Source organism: Pseudomonas sp. D3-10 (assembly GCF_051132175.1).
In the GTDB taxonomy this organism is placed as follows: domain Bacteria; phylum Pseudomonadota; class Gammaproteobacteria; order Pseudomonadales; family Pseudomonadaceae; genus Aquipseudomonas.
In genome coordinates this window covers 289,887-307,404 of record NZ_CP071668.1, presented here as the reverse complement: position 1 = coordinate 307,404, position 17,518 = coordinate 289,887, and the positions used below count along the sequence as shown (strand labels likewise).

Annotated in this window: 17 protein-coding genes; 14 read left to right on the top strand and 3 right to left on the bottom strand. The window is 60.9% G+C overall.

The features are described 5' to 3' along the window. Positions 1–111: 111 nt before the first annotated feature. The 7 genes from J3P90_RS01320 to J3P90_RS01290 all read left to right on the top strand — a co-directional run bounded on the left by J3P90_RS01320 (position 112) and on the right by J3P90_RS01290 (position 7,334). The gene (locus J3P90_RS01320) at positions 112–1,353 is read left to right on the top strand and encodes an SfnB family sulfur acquisition oxidoreductase (protein WP_434675726.1); all 1,242 of its coding nucleotides are present in this window, start codon (positions 112–114) and stop codon (positions 1,351–1,353) included. A gap of 23 nt (positions 1,354–1,376) precedes the next feature. After that, complete coding sequence (locus J3P90_RS01315) at positions 1,377–2,570, top strand: SfnB family sulfur acquisition oxidoreductase (protein ID WP_434608381.1); 1,194 nt, start codon at positions 1,377–1,379, stop codon at positions 2,568–2,570. After that, positions 2,570–3,958 carry an LLM class flavin-dependent oxidoreductase gene (locus J3P90_RS01310; protein ID WP_434675725.1) on the top strand — a complete coding sequence of 463 codons (1,389 nt, stop codon included), beginning with the start codon at positions 2,570–2,572 and terminating at the stop codon, positions 3,956–3,958. The genes J3P90_RS01315 and J3P90_RS01310 overlap by 1 nt, the downstream gene beginning before the upstream one ends. Before the next feature lie 109 nt (positions 3,959–4,067). Continuing rightward, on the top strand, positions 4,068–4,877 hold the full coding sequence (locus J3P90_RS01305; protein ID WP_420766451.1) for a MetQ/NlpA family ABC transporter substrate-binding protein: 810 nt from the start codon (positions 4,068–4,070) through the stop codon (positions 4,875–4,877). 2 nt (positions 4,878–4,879) lie between these two features. Continuing rightward, positions 4,880–6,004: a methionine ABC transporter ATP-binding protein gene (locus J3P90_RS01300; RefSeq protein ID WP_434628075.1), complete on the top strand. Its 1,125-nt coding sequence runs from the start codon at positions 4,880–4,882 to the stop codon at positions 6,002–6,004. Continuing rightward, on the top strand, positions 5,994–6,638 hold the full coding sequence (locus tag J3P90_RS01295) for a methionine ABC transporter permease (protein ID WP_434561238.1): 645 nt from the start codon (positions 5,994–5,996) through the stop codon (positions 6,636–6,638). The genes J3P90_RS01300 and J3P90_RS01295 overlap by 11 nt, the downstream gene beginning before the upstream one ends. Before the next feature lie 69 nt (positions 6,639–6,707). After that, the gene (locus tag J3P90_RS01290) at positions 6,708–7,334 is read left to right on the top strand and encodes a class I SAM-dependent methyltransferase (RefSeq protein ID WP_434561240.1); all 627 of its coding nucleotides are present in this window, start codon (positions 6,708–6,710) and stop codon (positions 7,332–7,334) included. A 185-nt stretch (positions 7,335–7,519) separates the two neighbouring features. Here J3P90_RS01290 and J3P90_RS01285 read toward each other — a convergent pair whose 3' ends face one another. Beyond that, positions 7,520–8,086, bottom strand: coding sequence for a transporter substrate-binding domain-containing protein (locus J3P90_RS01285; protein WP_434675724.1), 567 nt, complete (start codon positions 8,084–8,086; stop codon positions 7,520–7,522). Between the two features lie 131 nt (positions 8,087–8,217). Between J3P90_RS01285 and J3P90_RS01280 the strand changes: the two genes are divergently transcribed. Then, positions 8,218–8,643 (top strand): DUF4399 domain-containing protein, encoded by a 426-nt coding sequence (locus tag J3P90_RS01280; protein ID WP_420766456.1) that lies wholly within the window; start codon positions 8,218–8,220, stop codon positions 8,641–8,643. 194 nt (positions 8,644–8,837) lie between these two features. Here J3P90_RS01280 and serA read toward each other — a convergent pair whose 3' ends face one another. After that, positions 8,838–10,067 carry a phosphoglycerate dehydrogenase gene (gene serA, locus J3P90_RS01275; RefSeq protein ID WP_039592617.1) on the bottom strand — a complete coding sequence of 410 codons (1,230 nt, stop codon included), beginning with the start codon at positions 10,065–10,067 and terminating at the stop codon, positions 8,838–8,840. Positions 10,068–10,271: 204 nt separating this feature from the next. On the opposite strand from serA, the gene J3P90_RS01270 reads away from it, so the two are divergent. The 4 genes from J3P90_RS01270 to J3P90_RS01255 all read left to right on the top strand — a co-directional run bounded on the left by J3P90_RS01270 (position 10,272) and on the right by J3P90_RS01255 (position 14,558). Beyond that, on the top strand, positions 10,272–11,666 hold the full coding sequence (locus J3P90_RS01270) for an FAD-binding oxidoreductase (protein ID WP_434675723.1): 1,395 nt from the start codon (positions 10,272–10,274) through the stop codon (positions 11,664–11,666). Between the two features lie 42 nt (positions 11,667–11,708). Then, positions 11,709–12,374 carry a fumarylacetoacetate hydrolase family protein gene (locus tag J3P90_RS01265; RefSeq protein ID WP_420766458.1) on the top strand — a complete coding sequence of 222 codons (666 nt, stop codon included), beginning with the start codon at positions 11,709–11,711 and terminating at the stop codon, positions 12,372–12,374. Between the two features lie 222 nt (positions 12,375–12,596). Beyond that, positions 12,597–13,523: an SdiA-regulated domain-containing protein gene (locus J3P90_RS01260; RefSeq protein WP_434561246.1), complete on the top strand. Its 927-nt coding sequence runs from the start codon at positions 12,597–12,599 to the stop codon at positions 13,521–13,523. Between the two features lie 120 nt (positions 13,524–13,643). Continuing rightward, on the top strand, positions 13,644–14,558 hold the full coding sequence (locus J3P90_RS01255; RefSeq protein ID WP_434608395.1) for an SdiA-regulated domain-containing protein: 915 nt from the start codon (positions 13,644–13,646) through the stop codon (positions 14,556–14,558). A 53-nt stretch (positions 14,559–14,611) separates the two neighbouring features. Here J3P90_RS01255 and rpiA read toward each other — a convergent pair whose 3' ends face one another. After that, positions 14,612–15,286, bottom strand: a complete 675-nt coding sequence (gene rpiA, locus J3P90_RS01250; RefSeq protein WP_181290264.1) for a ribose-5-phosphate isomerase RpiA — start codon at positions 15,284–15,286, stop codon at positions 14,612–14,614. Between the two features lie 251 nt (positions 15,287–15,537). Here rpiA and ilvA point away from each other — a divergent pair, with 251 nt between their 5' ends. Together ilvA and J3P90_RS01240 are read left to right on the top strand one after the other, a co-directional pair. Beyond that, positions 15,538–17,052 carry a threonine ammonia-lyase, biosynthetic gene (gene ilvA / locus J3P90_RS01245; protein WP_420766461.1) on the top strand — a complete coding sequence of 505 codons (1,515 nt, stop codon included), beginning with the start codon at positions 15,538–15,540 and terminating at the stop codon, positions 17,050–17,052. A gap of 37 nt (positions 17,053–17,089) precedes the next feature. Next, positions 17,090–17,503, top strand: coding sequence for a DUF2269 family protein (locus J3P90_RS01240; protein WP_434675722.1), 414 nt, complete (start codon positions 17,090–17,092; stop codon positions 17,501–17,503). Positions 17,504–17,518 lie beyond the last annotated feature (15 nt).

The following is a 17,518-nucleotide window of genomic DNA, read 5'->3' as shown; positions in this document are numbered from 1 at the left end:
GTCGCCGCTTCATCGCGGCGTTTTCTTGAGATGTGAGGTGGGTATGGTACGGAATACAATCACCCCAATGCAGGGCGCCAAGGCACTGCGTGCAGCCACGGAGTGGCTGTGATGTCCGATCTGGCCCAGCCAAAGGTCCAGAGCGACCTGGACATCGCCCCATCACTGCTGCCGGCGCAGGTGCTGCGCACCGATGCCGAAGCAATCAAAGCTGCCCATGAACTGGCGCAATTGGCGCGCCAGCAAGCTGCGCGTCGCGACCAGCAACGCAAGCTGCCCTGGTCGGAAATCGAGCAATTCACCCGCAGCGGGCTCGGCAGCATTGCCGTGCCCCGCGATTACGGTGGCCCGCAAGTCTCCTGCGTCACGATCGCCGAGGTGTTTGCAATCATTTGCGCTGCCGATCCGGCCCTTGGTCAGATTCCCCAAAACCAGTTCGGCGTGCTCCAGCTGATTCTTGCCACGGGCACCGAGCGGCAGAAGAGATTGCTTCTCCAAAGCGTGCTGGAAGGCTGGCGCATCGGCAATGCCGGACCGGAGCGCGGCACCCGCAACACCTTGGAACTCAAGGCACGGATCACGGCCGACGGTGACGGCTATGTCATCAACGGGCAGAAGTTCTATTCCACCGGTGCGCTGTTCGCCCATTGGGTCGCCGTCAAGGCCTTGAACGAGGAGGGTCGCCAGGTATTGGCGTTCGTGCGGCGCGGCACACCGGGCCTGCGGATCGTTGATGACTGGTCGGGCTTCGGCCAGCGCACCACGGCCAGTGGCACGGTGCTGCTGAACGATGTGCGGGTCGACGCCGAGCTGGTACTGGACAACTGGCGCATCAACGACACGCCCAACGTGCAAGGAGCATTTTCGCAACTGATCCAGGCCGCTATTGACCTGGGCATCGCCCGCGGCGCCATCGACGATGCCATCGACTTCGTGCGCAAACGCTCGCGCCCCTGGATCGACGCCAACGTCGAGCGGGCCAGTGACGATCTGTATGTCATCGCCGATGTCGGCAAGCTGAAGATCGAACTGCACGCCGCCGAGGCTTTGCTGCGCAAGGCCGGGCAGGTGCTTGACCAGGTCAACGCCGCGCCGATCACCGAACAGTCCGCCGCCCGCGCCTCGATAGCCGTCGCCGAAGCCAAGGTCCTGACCACCGAAATCGCCCTGCACGCCAGCGAGAAACTGTTCGAGCTGGCCGGCAGCCGCGCCACCCTCGCTGAATTCAACCTGGATCGCCACTGGCGCAACGCACGGGTCCACACCCTGCACGACCCCGTGCGCTGGAAATACCACGCGGTCGGCGATTACCGCCTGAACGGCACCTTGCCTGCCCGGCACTCCTGGATTTGACGACCCCGACTCTGGAGCAGCACATGACGTTTTCCCAACACGTCGCGGTGATCACCAGCGATGAACAAGCCTTGATTGTCGCCAGCGACCTGGCTGATGACTTCAAACGCGACAGTGCCCTGCGCGACCGCGAACGGCGTCTGCCTCTTGCGGAGCTGGAAGCGTTCACTCGCGCGGGCCTTTGGGGCATCAGCGTGCCCAAGGCCTACGGCGGTGCGGGCGTATCCAACGTCACGCTGGCCAAGGTCATCGCGCTGATCTCACAGGCCGATGGTTCGCTCGGCCAGATTCCGCAAAATCATTTCTATGCATTGGAAGTGCTGCGGGTTAACGGCAGCGAGGCCCAGAAGCAACGGCTGTACGCCGAGGTGCTGGCCGGCCAGCGGTTTGGCAACGCCCTGGCGGAGCTCGGGACGAGGACGGCCCATGACCGCATCACCCAACTGCGTCGCGACGGCGAGGCCTATCGCATCAATGGCCGCAAGTTCTACGCCACCGGGGCGATCTATGCCCAGCGCATCCCCACCTCGGTGGTGGATGAAAACGGCGTGCAACAGTTGGCGTTCGTCCCGCGCAGCAGCAAGGGCCTGACGGTGATCGACGACTGGAGCGGTTTCGGCCAGCGCACCACCGGCAGCGGCTCGGTGGTGTTCGAGGATGTCCTTGTCGATGCCGAAGACATCGTGCCCTTCCAGAGCGCCTTCGAACGCCCAACGCCGGTAGGCCCGTTGGCGCAGATCCTCCACGCCGCCATCGACGCCGGCATCGCCCGCGCCGCCTATGAAGACGCCCTGCATTTTGTCCGCAGCAAAACCCGTCCGTGGATCGACGCCACCAGCGACGTCGCCACCCAGGACCCGCACACTCTTAAAAGCTTTGGCCACCTGAGCATTCGCCTGCATGCCGCCGAAGCCTTGCTGGAACGCGCCGGTGAACTTCTTGACCGCGCCCAGGCCGACACGAACGCAGAAACGGTGGCGGCGGCCTCGATCGCCGTGGCCGAAGCCCGGGCCCTCAGCACTGAAATTTCCCTCGCCGCCGGCAGCACGCTGTTCGAACTGGCCGGCAGCCAGGCGACCCTGGCCGAACATGGCCTCGACCGCCACTGGCGCAACGCCCGAGTGCACACCCTGCACGACCCGGTGCGCTGGAAATATCACGCGGTCGGCAACTTCTACCTCAACGATGAAAAACCGCCGCTGCGGGGGACGATCTGATGGCGGCCGGCAAGAAAAAAATCCTCCTCAACGCGTTCAACATGAACTGCATCGGGCACATCAACCACGGTCTGTGGACCCATCCAGAGGACACTTCGACCCAGTTCAACACCATTGAATACTGGACCGGGCTGGCCCAGTTGCTGGAGCGAGGTTTGTTCGACGGGTTGTTCATTGCCGATATCGTCGGAGTCTATGACGTTTACCAGCGGTCCGTGGACGTCACGCTGAAAGAATCGATTCAACTGCCGGTCAACGACCCGTTGCTGCTGGTATCGGCAATGGCCGCAGTGACGAAAAACCTCGGCTTTGGCCTCACCGCCAACTTGACCTACGAACCGCCGTACCTGTTCGCCCGGCGCATGAGCACGCTGGACCACCTGAGCCGCGGACGGGTTGGCTGGAACATCGTCACCGGCTATCTGGACAGCGCCGCCAAGGCCATGGGCCTTACCGCGCAGGTCGAGCACGACCGGCGCTACGACCAGGCCGACGAGTACCTGCAAGTGCTCTACAAGCTATGGGAAGGCAGTTGGGAAGACGACGCGGTCATCAACGATCGCGAGCAGCGGATTTATGCCCGGCCAGAGAAAGTGCACAAGGTCCAGCATCAGGGGGAGTTCTATCAGATCGAGGGTTATCACCTCTGCGAGCCCTCGCCACAACGCACGCCGGTACTGTTCCAGGCGGGCAGCTCCGAGCGGGGCCTGCTGTTCGCTGGGCGCCATGCGGAGTGCGTGTTCATCAGTGGCCAGAACAAACCGGCGACCAAGGTCCAGGTGGACAAGGTCCGCGCCAGCGCCCTCGCGGCTGGGCGCCATGCCGAAGACATCAAAGTGTTCATGGGCCTGAACGTGATCGTCGGCGAAACCGAAGCGGCGGCCTGGACCCAGCATGCCGAGTACCTGGGCTACGCCAGCGCCGAGGCCGGAGTGGCGCATTTCTCCGCCTCGACGGGCATTGATTTTGCCGAGTACGAACTGGACGAACCGATCCAGTACGTGAAGAGCAACGCCATCCAGTCCGCCACCAAGACCCTGCAAAACAACGACTGGACCCGACGCAGATTGCTGGAGCAACACGCCTTGGGCGGTCGCTACATCACGGTGGTCGGCTCGCCCGAACAGGTCGCCGATGAGCTGGAATCCTGGATCGCCGAAACCGGCCTCGACGGCTTCAACCTGACCCGCATCGTCACGCCGCAAAGTTACCTGGACTTCATCGACCTGGTGATTCCCGAGCTGCAGCGACGCGGGTCGTACAAGACCGAATACGACGATGGCACGTTGCGGGAAAAGCTGTTTCACGGGGGGGCTCGTTTGCCCGAACAACATACCGGCTCAACCTACCGGCACTCATCCTGTGGCGAGGGGGCTTGCTCCCGCTGATGGGCGAAGCCCGCCCAAAGAGTTTGGGGCTACTTCGTAGCCCAGCGGGAGCAAGCTCCCTCGCCACAAAGGCGCATCACTCAATTAATCGATGACTGGAATATCCGACATGACCAAGCACTTCCTCACTCTGCCAGTCAGAACCCTGGCCCTGGCTTTCGGCCTGTTCAGCTCGGCATTGTTCGCCGCCGACGCCCCGTTGAAAATCGGCACCACCGCTGCGTTCGCCATACCCTTGGAGGCCGCCGTCGAAGAGGCCGGCAAACAAGGCCTGAAAGTCGAACTGGTGGAATTCAGCGACTGGATTGCGCCTAACGTCAGCCTCGCTTCGGGCGACATCGACGTGAATTATTTCCAGCACATACCGTTCCTGGAGAACGCCAAGGCCGCCGCCGGTTTCGACCTGGTGCCGTTCGCACCGGGAATCATCAACAACGTCGGCCTCTATTCGAAGAAGTACAAAAGCTTCGACGAGCTGCCCGAAGGCGCCAGCGTGGCCATTGCCAACGATCCGATCAACAGCGGACGCGGTTTGCAATTGCTGGCCAAGGCCGGGCTGATCCAGCTCAAGCCGGGCGTCGGCTACAAGGCCACCGAAGACGACATCATCGCCAACCCAAAGAAGCTCAAGATCCTGCAAGTCGAAGCCGTGCAGTTGGTGCGTGCCTATGAAGACGCGGATCTGGTACAAGGTTATCCAGCCTACATTCGCCTCGCGAACACCTTCGACGCGACGTCTGCCTTGCTCTTCGACGGCCTCGACCACAAGGAATATGTCATCCAGTTCGTGATCCAGCCCAAGAGCGAGAACGATCCAAGGCTGATCAAGTTCGTCGACATTTACCAACACTCACCTGCCGTGCGCGCGGCCCTGGACAAGGCCCATGGCAAGCTCTACCAAGCCGGCTGGGAAGGCTGATCATGAGTGCCGTCAACGCTCGACTCCGTCATGAAGCCCCAGCGCCCCACGTCGCCGACCAGACCGAGCTGCATCCAGAACTGAACCGTGCCCATGTGCGCTTCATCGGCCTCGGCAAAACCTACCCTGGCACCCAGGGCCCGGTGCCCGCGCTGCAAGGCATCGACCTGGCGATCCAGCGCGGCGAGGTCTTTGGCATCATCGGCCGCAGTGGCGCGGGCAAGTCCTCGCTGATCCGCACCATCAACCGCCTCGAACAACCCACCAGCGGACGGGTGCTGATCGATCAGGTGGACATCGGCGAGTTCGATGAAGATCGTCTCGTGGAGCTGCGCCGGCGCATCGGCATGATCTTCCAGCACTTCAACCTGATGTCGGCCAAGACGGTGTGGCAGAACGTCGAGCTGCCGCTCAAGGTTGCCGGCGTGCCCAAGGAACAACGTCTGCACAAGGTTCGCGAATTGTTGGAACTGGTCGGCCTGCAAGGTAAGCACGGCGCCTATCCGGCGCAGCTCTCGGGCGGTCAGAAGCAGCGTGTCGGGATTGCCCGGGCGCTGGTCCATGACCCGCAGATCCTGTTGTGCGACGAGGCCACCTCGGCGCTCGATCCGGAAACGACTCAATCGATCCTCGGTTTGCTGCGTGAGATCAACCAGCGGCTGGGCCTGACCATCGTGCTGATTACCCATGAAATGGCGGTCATCCGCGAAGTCTGCGACCGGGTGGTGGTGCTCGAACAAGGACGGATCGTCGAACAAGGGCCGGTCTGGGAAGTCTTCGGCAACCCGCAGCATGCCGTCAGCCGCACGCTCCTGGCGCCGTTGCAGCACGCACTGCCCGAGGAACTGCAAAGCCGCTTGCAACCCCACCCGACCTCCGCGGACGCAGCCACTGTACTGCGCCTGCAATTCACGGGGCACAGCGGCGACGAACCAGACCTCGCGGCCCTGTTCAGTGCCCTGGGTGGACGGGTACGGCTGCTGCACGGCGGCCTGGAAAGAATTCAAGGCCACGGGCTGGGGCAGTTGCTGCTGGCGGTGAGCGGGTCGTCATGGGGCGCTGATGAACTGCGTCAACGTGCGGGCAACTGGGCACAACGGGTGGAGGTGTTGGGTTATGTGGTTTGACCGATTGCTGCAGGGCTTCATCGACACGTTCCTCATGGTTGGCGTGTCGTCGCTGATCGCGTTGCTGGCGGGCATTCCGCTGGCGGTGATACTGGTCACAAGCGGCAAGGGCGGCATCTATGAGGCGCCCGCCTTGAACAAGGCCCTGGGCGGGTTTGTGAATTTGTTCCGCTCGATCCCCTTCCTGATTCTCATGGTGGCGCTGATTCCGTTCACCCGATTGATTGTCGGCACCACCTATGGCGTATGGGCCGCGGTGGTGCCGCTGACGATTGCCGCCACGCCGTTTTTTGCGCGTATCGCCGAAGTCAGCTTGCGGGAAGTTGACCATGGCCTGATCGAAGCGGCCCAGGCCATGGGTTGCCGGCGCTGGCACATCGTCTGGCATGTGCTGCTACCCGAAGCGCTGCCCGGCATCGTCGGCGGCTTTACCATCACGCTGGTGACCATGATCAACTCATCGGCCATGGCCGGGGCGATCGGTGCCGGAGGCCTGGGCGACATTGCCTACCGCTACGGTTACCAGCGTTTCGACAGCCAGATCATGCTCACGGTGATCGTGTTGCTGGTGGCATTGGTGGCGATGATTCAATTGGGCGGGGATCGGTTGGCGCGGGGGCTGAACAAGCGCTGAGAGGCGAAACATTGTGGGAGCGAGCTTGCGGTATAGTCGTCAAACACTCCCCATCCAAAGCCAGCGACCATGAAACACACCGCCGACGATCTGCAGTCCATCACCGCCACGACCCTTGGCCATTACAACGCCGTGGCGGAGAGTTTTCGCGAAGGCACCCGCGATCATGACGTCAGCCAGAACATCGACGCCCTGCTGCGACACATCCAAGGCCAGGCGCCGTTCCATATCCTCGATTTCGGCTGCGGCCCTGGGCGTGATCTTCGCACCTTCACGGCCATGGGCCATGTCGCGGTGGGCCTCGACGGTTCGAGCGAATTCGCGCGCATGGCCCGCCAGGACAGCGGATGCGAGGTGTGGCAACAGGATTTCCTGCAACTCGATCTGCCGGCGGAGCGTTTCGACGGGATCTTCGCCAACGCCGTCCTGTTCCACATCCCTGTGCAGGAGCTGCCGCGCGTGCTCAAGCAATTACACGCCACGCTCAAGCCCGGCGGCGTGCTGTTCAGCTCAAACCCCCGGGGCGAAAACCAGGAAGGCTGGAACGGCCAACGCTTTGGCGCGTATCACGACCTCGCGGCCTGGCGCGTGTCGCTCACGCAGGCGGGTTTTGTGGAGCTGGAGCATTACTACCGGCCGGCGGGGCTGCCGCGAGAGCAGCAGCCTTGGTTGGCGAGCGTATGGCGCAAGATTTGAAAGCGGCTCTGTAACGAGGTTGTGCCTAGCTCTTGTGGCGAGGGAGCTTGCTCCCGCTGGGCCGCGAAGCGGCCCCAACCCGGTCAATCTGGTTTCCCGACAGACCGCGTCAACCGCGCTACGACGGCTGCGCCGCCGAGCGGGAGCAAGCTCCCTCGCCACAACGATTGCGTTTGACCACAAATTCACTCTTGCTTGAGCAACCACTTCTGCGACAACCGCTCCAGCCGCCCATCGTCCTTGATACGCGCCAAGGCATTGTCCAGGCTGGCCTTGAACGCCGGGTTGCCTTTCTGGAATGGAATGACCAGGTTCGGCGCCGGCCCCTTCTTTTCCTCGGGCTGGAAAGACTGCGCCAGGACCAGAGGACGTTGCGCCTCATCCTTGCTTGCCAGCAATTGCGCATCCGGTTGGCTATAAGTAGCGCTGGTATCGAAACGTTCCGCCAACTCCGGGGTCATTGCTATGTGGTTGATGGCGACGTCGTACTTGCCGCTTTCCACGCCGGACAACAGATCCGCCGCATCGGTGACGACAAAATCAGGGCGTACATCGAGCTCGCCCGCGAGCATTTCGCCCAGCTCTACTTCGAAACCGGTGAGCTTGCCGTCCTCCTTGAAATTGAACGGCGCGGTGTTGGCCTCGAGGGCGATTCGCAACTCGCCACGGTCGTTGACGTCGTCGATCAGTTCCGCATGGGCCAGAGGGCTCAACAGAGGTAGCAGGCAGATCAGGCCAGGCAGGAAACGCATGGTCACTCCTAGTATTTATACAAGCGACGCTCGTTTCAGGCTCGCTTTGCTATGGTTGTTGCAGGCTTCGACAACGATTAGTCATGAAGTTGTCATGACCCGACGGATTTATGGGAAAACTGGAGTAAAAAATGAAAAGTTTTATGTCACGTGCGGCGTTGGCCGGTTTGTTGCTCGGAACTTCGATGCTGGCGACAGCGGCAACCCCGGCGCCCAAAGGTGCAGAAGTATTCATCGTTTCTCCTGAAGACGGTGCCACCGTCAGCCAAGAGTTCAAGGTCAAGTTCGGCGTCAAGAATATTGCACTTGCCCCGGCGGGCGACGTGACCAAGAACACCGGCCATCACCACCTGCTGATCGATGTCGATGATCTGCCTGCCGAGGGCACGCCGATTCCGACCGACCCCCACCACATGCATTTTGGCAAGGCGCAAACCGAAGCCACGATCAAACTGGCGCCGGGCAAACACACCTTGCAATTGATCCTGGGCGACAGCGGCCATATGCCGTTCGACCCGTCGATCGTGTCCGAAAAGATCACGGTGAACGTCGAGTAACACAGCACTTAGAAGATAAATGCAGTATCCACTGTGAGAGCGAGCCTGCTCGCGAAGGCGGCATATCAGTCAACGTAAATGCGCCTGACAGACAGCTTTTGCTAGCAGGCTCGCTCCCACAGGGTTCCATTGTGTCGGACAGAAAAAACGGGAGCCCCTTCGGAGCTCCCGTTTTCATTGCAAGCCAGGCCCGCTTAGAACAGCACGCGGCAACGAATGGTGCCGTTGATGTGCTGCAACTTCTCTTGGGCCAGGTCCGAGTATTCGGCATCGACGTCGATCACGACGTAGCCGACTTTCTCGTTGGTCTGCAGGAACTGACCGGAAATGTTGATGCCGTTTTCCGCGAAGACTTTGTTGATCTCGCTCATCACACCCGGAATGTTTTCGTGGATGTGCAGCAGGCGGTGCTTGCCAGGGTGGGCCGGCAAAGCCACTTCCGGGAAGTTCACCGACGATACCGAGGTACCGTTGTCGCTGTACTTGACCAGTTTTTCAGCCACTTCCAGACCGATGTTGGCCTGGGCTTCAGCGGTGGAACCGCCGATGTGCGGGGTCAGGATCACGTTGTCCAGGCCACGCAGCGGGCTTTCGAAGATGTCATCGTTGGAGCGAGGCTCCACCGGGAACACATCGATCGCCGCGCCGATCAGGTGCTTGTCCTTGATCGCTTCGGCCAGTGCGTCGAGCTTGACCACGGTGCCGCGAGCGGCGTTGATCAGGATCCCGCCTTTCTTGATGGCGCGGATTTCCTTTTCACCGATCATCCACTGGGTGGCCGGGGTTTCCGGCACGTGCAGGGTGACGATGTCGGACATGCCCAGCAATTCGTGCAAGTCGTTGACCTGGGTCGCGTTGCCCAACGGCAGCTTGGTCACGGTGTCGTAGAAAAACACCTGCATGCCAAGGCCTTCAGCCAGTACCGACAATTGAGTACCGATCGAGCCGTAGCCGACGATACCCAGCTTCTTGCCGCGGATCTCGAAGGAATTGGCCGCGCTCTTGATCCAGCCGCCACGGTGGCAGGAAGCGTTCTTCTCGGGGATGCCGCGCAACAGCAGGATCGCCTCGGCCAGCACCAGTTCGGCAACGGAACGGGTGTTGGAATACGGCGCATTGAACACCGCGATACCGCGTTCGCGAGCCGCGTTGAGGTCCACCTGGTTGGTGCCGATGCAGAAGCAGCCGACCGCCACCAGTTTCTTGGCGTGGTCGAAGATCTCTTCAGTCAGTTGCGTACGGGAGCGAATACCGATGAAGTGAGCATCGGCGATCTTTTCCTTGAGCTGGGCTTCCGGCAGAGAACTGGTGATGTACTCGATGCTGGTGTAGCCCGCCGACTTGAGGACGTCGACAGCCGATTGGTGGACGCCTTCGAGAAGAAGGAACTTGATCTTGCTCTTATCGAGAGAAGTCTTGCTCATCTGCGTAAACCTGTGTCCCGGAGAAAAATGGCAGGGAATCGGACAGCGCATGCTGGCCCGACCGGCATGACAGCCGTCGCCGCAGAACAGCCGTTGGGCACTACGCTGCGGGGTCGGTATGCTAGCATATGCCCCCCGCAAACACCCATTCCTGCGACGTGAAGCGTTCTCAGGATGACCATGAATTGTTCGAGAGTTCTGTCGATGACCAATCCTGCCGTGATAGATGAGCTGAAGACCCTGGTTGAGCCTGGCAAAGTTTTGACCGATGCCGACTCCCTGAATGCTTACGGCAAGGATTGGACCAAGCATTACGCGCCCGCACCGACCGCCATTGTGTTTCCAAAGACCACCGAACAAGTCCAGGCCATTGTGCGCTGGGCCAACGCGCACAAAGTCGCGTTGGTGCCATCGGGCGGGCGTACCGGCCTCTCCGCCGCCGCCGTCGCGGCGAATGGCGAGGTGGTCGTGTCATTCGACTACATGAACCAGATCCTCGATGTGAACCTGACCGACCGCACCGCCGTATGCCAGCCGGGCGTGGTCACCGAACAGTTGCAGAACAAGGCTGAAGAACATGGGCTCTACTATCCGGTGGACTTCGCTTCGGCAGGTTCGAGCCAGATTGGCGGCAATATCGGCACCAATGCTGGCGGGATCAAGGTCATTCGCTACGGCATGACCCGCAACTGGGTGGCGGGCATGAAGGTCGTGACGGGCAAGGGCGACGTGCTGGAACTGAACAAGGACCTGATCAAGAACGCCACCGGCTATGACTTGCGGCAGCTGTTCATCGGCGCCGAGGGCACCCTTGGTTTCGTGGTCGAAGCCACCATGCGCCTGGACCGCGCGCCGAAAAACCTCACCGCCATGGTGCTCGGCACGCCGGACTTCGACTCGATCATGCCGGTACTGCACGCATTCCAAGGCAAGCTGGACCTGACCGCCTTTGAATTTTTCTCCGACAAGGCCCTGGCCAAGGTCCTCGACCGTGGCGACGTCCCGGCCCCGTTCGAAACCGACTGCCCTTTCTACGCCCTGTTGGAATTCGAAGCCACCGCCGAAGAAGTCGCCAACCACGCCCTGGAGACTTTCGAGCACTGCGTCGAACAAGGCTGGGTACTGGACGGCGTAATGAGCCAGAGCGAAACCCAACTGCAAAACCTGTGGAAGCTGCGCGAGTACATCTCCGAGACCATTTCCCACTGGACGCCGTACAAAAACGATATTTCGGTAACCGTCTCCAAAGTCCCGGGCTTCTTGCGCGAAATCGACGCGATTGTCGGCGAACACTACCCAGACTTTGAAATAGTCTGGTTCGGCCACATCGGCGACGGCAACCTGCACCTGAACATCCTCAAGCCGGAAAACCTGAGCAAGGATGAGTTCTTCGCTAAATGCGCGACGGTGAACAAATGGGTCTTTGAAACCGTCGAGAAGTACAACGGTTCAATCTCCGCCGAACACGGCGTGGGCATGACCAAACGCGACTACCTCACGTACAGTCGCTCTGCGGTTGAAATCGAATACATGAAAGCCGTGAAGTCGGTGTTCGACCCGAACGGCATCATGAACCCAGGCAAGATTTTCGCGGTTTGATCTATAACAACACTTGATGAAATCTCAAGGCAGGAGTCGGTAATGAGCTATCAGCACCAGTATGTCGACGGTACGCGTATTCATTTCCCGGTGGGCAAAGTAGTGTGCATCGGCCGCAACTATGCCGAACACGCCAAGGAACTGGATAACCCGGTGCCCACCGAACCGCTGCTGTTCATCAAGCCAGGCAGCTGCGTGGTGCCGTTGGAAGGCGGCTTCAGCATTCCCGCCGACCGCGGCTCGGTGCACTACGAAGCGGAAATCGCCGTGCTGATCGGCAAGCCACTGTCCACCAAGCCCAGCGTTGAAGAAGTACTGGACGCCATTTCCGGCTTCGCCCCGGCCCTGGACCTGACCCTGCGGGACAAGCAGGCCGAACTCAAGGCCAAGGGGTTGCCATGGGAAGTCGCCAAGTCCTTCGACGGCGCGGCAGTGATCGCTCCCTTTGTCTCGAACGCCACGTTTGCCGACCTGACCGATATTCCCGTTCGCCTGACCATCAACGGCGAAGTCCGCCAGGACGGCAACAGCAGCCTGATGCTCAACCCCATCGTGCCGATGATCCAGTACATGGCCGGCTGCTTCTCGCTTCAGGCCGGAGACGTCATTCTCACGGGCACCCCGGCGGGCGTCGGGCCGCTGAACATTGGCGATGAACTGGTGCTGGAACTGCCTGGGGCGAGCCGCTTCGAAAGCAGCGTTCGCTAAATAAAAGTCTTACCTCTGTGGGAGCGAGCCTGCTCGCGAAAGCAATCTGTTCGACACATCAACGTTGACTGACCCACCGCTTTCGCGAGCTGGCTCGCTCCCACAATGTGGAAAGTCACCTACGCCATTTACCGTTTTTTTCACATGCCATCCGGATAATTCCGGGGATTGCGGCATCTGAGCCTGCCGATCCCTCGCGCGAATTCCTGGAACGCATCCCCGATGGCCAAGACCCAAACCCTGCCCACCTCCGTCCGCCGTGCTCGCTTCGGCTTGCCCTGGTATGCCTGGCTGCTGCTGGCCGCAATCGCTGCCTATGGCCTGGCGTTCGCGATGCATTGGGATGACCGGGGCCGGCTCTGGGTGGCGGAACGCTTCGAAAGCCCGGCCCAACGCCAGGAAAGCATCTGGTTGCCCGACTATCGCGCCGTGATCGACGCCAAGCCCCTGCCTGGCATGGAAAAGGACGAGGCTTCCGACGTCACCTACAACCCGCAGACCAAGACGCTGTTCGCGGTCATGGGCAAGAATCCGTTCCTGGCGGAGCTGACCCTGCAAGGCGACGTGCTGCGCAAGATGCCATTGGTGGGCTGGAACAATCCCGAAGGCGTGACCTATATGGAAAATGGCCTGCTGGCCATTACCGATGAGCGAAACCACACCCTGTCGATCGTCCAGGTCGATGCGAATACCCAAACGCTGAACAGCAAGGACTTTCCCCAATACGACCTTGGCGCGTCACAGAACCAGAACAAAGGGTTCGAGGCGATCGTCTGGGATCCGCGCAATCAACAACTGGTGCTGGGCGAAGAGCGCCCGCCAGCCTTGTTCACATGGAAAAGTGACGGCAGCCAATTGCTCAAGGGCGACAAGCAGATCCATGTCAGCGATGAACTGGACCTGCGCAACCTGTCCGCCCTGGCGATCGATCCCCGTACGGGACATATGCTGTTGCTGTCAGCCGACTCCCATCTATTGCTGGAACTGGATGCAGAAGGCGAACAGGTCAGCTTCATGACGCTGCTGGGAGGCTTTAACGGGCTGAAAGATACGGTTCCCCGCGCCGAAGGCGTCACCGTCGATGAAGCGGGCAACCTATATATGGTCAGCGAGCCGAACCTGTTCTATCGTTTCGAAAAACAACGCTGATTGCGAAAACTCTGTAGGGAAATTCTTCCTTCGTTGTAGGGCGTGGCAGACGGCCATTAAGCTTCAGTTCAGACAGTCGTGGTATTTCCAACCACCTGTTCTTATCCGAGCCCACTCCCGATGCGCCGACTTGCCCGTCCAAGACCCCTGATCCTACTGTTGCTGTCGATTACCCTGATTGGATTAATCGCAGCCGGGCAATACCTGCGTCTGTTCGAGCGCGCCTGGTTCAATTTCAATACGCTCTGGCACACCCTTGGCGAGCAGGCCATTGCCCTGGACCAATACCAGGTCACGGTACAAGCTCAAGTCATCGAAGGCCTGGACGACGACGTTTCCGCGCTGACGTTCGATCCGATCCGCAAAAGCCTCTTCACCGTCACCAACAAGAATGCCGAGCTGATCGAGCTGTCACTGGACGGCAAGATTCTGCGACGCATCGCCCTGGTCGGCTTTGGCGACCCGGAAGCGGTGGAATTCATCAGCGAGAACATCTACGTCATTACCGACGAACGTCAGCAGCGCCTGATCAAGATCCACCTGGAAGAAGACACCCGCTTCCTGGACGCGGCCGATGCCGAGCAAATGACACTCGGCGTGCACATGAGCGGCAACAAGGGTTTCGAAGGGCTGGCCTATGACTCCATCGGCAAGCGGCTGTTCGTCGCCAAGGAACGCGACCCGATGCTGATTTATGAAGTACACGGATTTCCCCACCACAATCCGGAAAAATCCTACGCTGTCCACGTAATCAACAACCCCAAGCGCGATGCAGGACTGTTCGTGCGCGATCTCTCCAGCCTGCAATACGACGAACGCAGCGGCCATCTGCTGGCGCTGTCCGATGAGTCGCGGTTGATTATCGAGTTGGATATCGACGGTCGGCCGTTAAGCACGCTGTCGTTGAGCAAGGGCCGCCACGGACTGGAGAAAACCATTCCCCAACCGGAAGGCTTGGCCATGGATGACGATGGCAATCTGTATGTGGTGAGCGAGCCGAATCTGTTCTATGTGTTCAAGAAGCCGCAGCCTTGAACCACTCCTGACCCAGCTCGCACCCACAGGGTTTGGTGTTGAATCAGCCCGGATTATTCCGCCCGCAGGGTCTTCACGCCATCAGCAGTCCCCAACAACAGCACATCCGCCGGGCGAGCGGCGAACAAGCCGTTGGTGACTACGCCAACGATGGCGTTGATCTGGCTTTCCAGTTCTACCGGATTGGTGATCTGCAGGTTATGCACGTCAAGGATGATGTTGCCGTTATCGGTCAGCACGCCTTCGCGATACACCGGATCGCCGCCCAGCTTCACCAATTGCCGGGCAACGTGGCTGCGGGCCATCGGGATGACTTCCACCGGCAGCGGGAACGCGCCGAGCACCGGGACCAGTTTGCTGGCATCGGCGATGCAGATGAACGTCTTGGCGACGGCCGCAACGATCTTCTCGCGAGTCAGGGCCGCACCGCCGCCCTTGATCAGGTTCAAGTGCGCGTCGCTTTCGTCGGCGCCGTCGATGTAGAACTCCAGGTCGCTCACGGTGTTGAGCTCGTACACGGGGATCCCGTGGCCCTTGAGGCGCGCGGCGGTGGCTTCGGAGCTGGCGACCGCGCCGTCGAACGCGCCTTTGTGCTGCGCCAAGGCGTCGATGAAGCAATTGGCGGTAGAGCCGGTGCCGACCCCGACGATGCTCTTGTCATCCAGTTTCGGGAGGATGAGGTCGACAGCGGCCTGGGCCACGGCCTGTTTGAGTTGATCCTGGGTCATGCGGGCTCCGAAGGTGCCGAGAGAGAACGAAAGGCCGGCATTATAGGCGTAGAAACCGTGGCGAGGGAGCAAGCTCGCGCTTGAGTGCGAAGCGCTCATCGCTTTTTCTGGGGCCGCTGCGCGACCCAACGGGAGCAAGCTCCCTCGCCACGGGGTTCCTGCGCTCAAAGTGCCTTAATTCGTGTGGTCGCCCGGCCAAAAGCCGGGTTAGACTCCTTGGCCCTGCCCAACCCGCTCAGTGATGCTTTCCGATGCTTGAACAGTACGTCAAAAAGATCCTCACCTCGCGCGTTTACGACGTTGCCGTAGAAACCCCGCTGCAGACCGCCCGCCAGCTCTCCGAACGGCTGGGCAACGAGGTCTGGCTCAAGCGTGAAGACTTGCAGCCGGTGTTCTCGTTCAAGATTCGCGGGGCCTACAACAAGCTGACCCAGCTCACCGACGAAGAGCGCGCCCGTGGCGTGGTCACGGCCTCGGCGGGCAACCATGCCCAGGGCCTGGCGCTGGCCGCCAAGGTGTTGGGGGTCAAGGCCACCATCGTCATGCCCAAGACCACGCCGGAAATCAAAGTCGAGGGCGTGCGCTCCCGGGGCGGCAAAGTGGTGTTGCATGGCGATTCGTTCCCCGAGGCCCTGGCCTATTCGTTGAAACTGGTCGACGAAAAAGGCTACGTCTACATTCATCCCTATGACGATCCTCACACCATTGCCGGGCAGGGCACCGTGGCGATGGAAATCCTGCGCCAGCACCCGGGGCGCCTGGACGCGATATTCGTCCCGGTGGGCGGTGGCGGGCTGATCGCAGGCATCGCGGCCTACGTGAAATACCTGCGCCCCGAGATCAAGATCATCGGCGTCGAACCGGACGATTCGAACTGCCTGCAAGCGGCCATGGCTGCTGGCGAACGCGTGGTCCTGCCAACCGTGGGCCTGTTCGCCGATGGCGTGGCGGTGGCACAGATCGGCCAGCACACCTTCGATATCTGCAAGCACTACGTGGATGAAGTCATCACCGTCAGTACCGACGAGATCTGCGCAGCGATCAAGGATATCTACGACGATACCCGCTCGATCACCGAACCTGCCGGCGCCTTGGGTGTTGCCGGCATCAAGAAGTATGTCGAGACACGCAGCATCAGCGGCCAGACGCTGGTGGCCATCGATTCCGGCGCCAACGTCAACTTCGACCGACTGCGCCACGTGGCCGAGCGCGCCGAACTGGGCGAGGGCCGCGAGGCGATCATCGCCGTGACCATCCCCGAGAAGCCGGGCAGCTTCAAGGCGTTCTGCGAGGCCATCGGCAAACGCCAGATCACCGAATTCAACTACCGCTACAACACCGGCAGCGAAGCGCACATCTTCGTAGGCGTGCAGACGCATCCGGAAAACGACCCGCGCAGCAAGCTGATTGCCAGCCTGACCGAGCAAGGCTTCCCGGTGCTGGACCTGACCGACAATGAACTGGCCAAGTTGCACATTCGCCACATGGTCGGCGGCCATGCCGCTCACGTCATCGACGAAGTGGTCCTGCGTTTCGAATTCCCGGAACGCCCGGGGGCGCTGTTCAACTTCCTCAATAAACTGGGCGGGCGCTGGAACATCTCGATGTTCCACTACCGCAACCATGGTGCGGCGGATGGCCGCGTGGTCGCCGGGCTGCAAGTGCCTCACGATGAGCGCCACCTGGTGCCGGCCGCCCTGGAGGAAATCGGCTATCCGTACTGGGATGAAAGCGATAACCCGGCCTATCAGCTGTTTCTCGGCTGAAGGGCTACGCTGAAGGACACCAGCCTAAGGAAACCCCATGGAAACTCTGCTGACCTTGAAAATCCTGCACGTCGCGGCCACGGTCTTGCTTGTGGCTTGCGCTGCAAGCCTAGCCGTTGTGGCCTGGCGCAAACGCAGCGAGGCACCAAGCTGCACGCTGCGGCGCCCTTGGCTGCTGGCGTGGGGCACGATGCTGGTCTGCATGCTGAGCATGCCGTTTACCGGCTGGTGGCTGGTTCATCTGGTGGGCTGGCCGCTGGGGCAAACCTGGCTGCTGGGTTCCAGCGTGATCTACACCGTGGCGGCGCTTTGCGTTTTCTGGCTGCTGGCACGGCTCAGCCGCCTGCGCATGGGCAACGGTGGCGGCGGCAGGTTTACCCTGGCATTGGCGATCATCGGTGGCGTCGGCTTCCTGTCCATCGCCGCATTGATGGGTGCCAAACCGATCTAACCGACAAGGAACGTC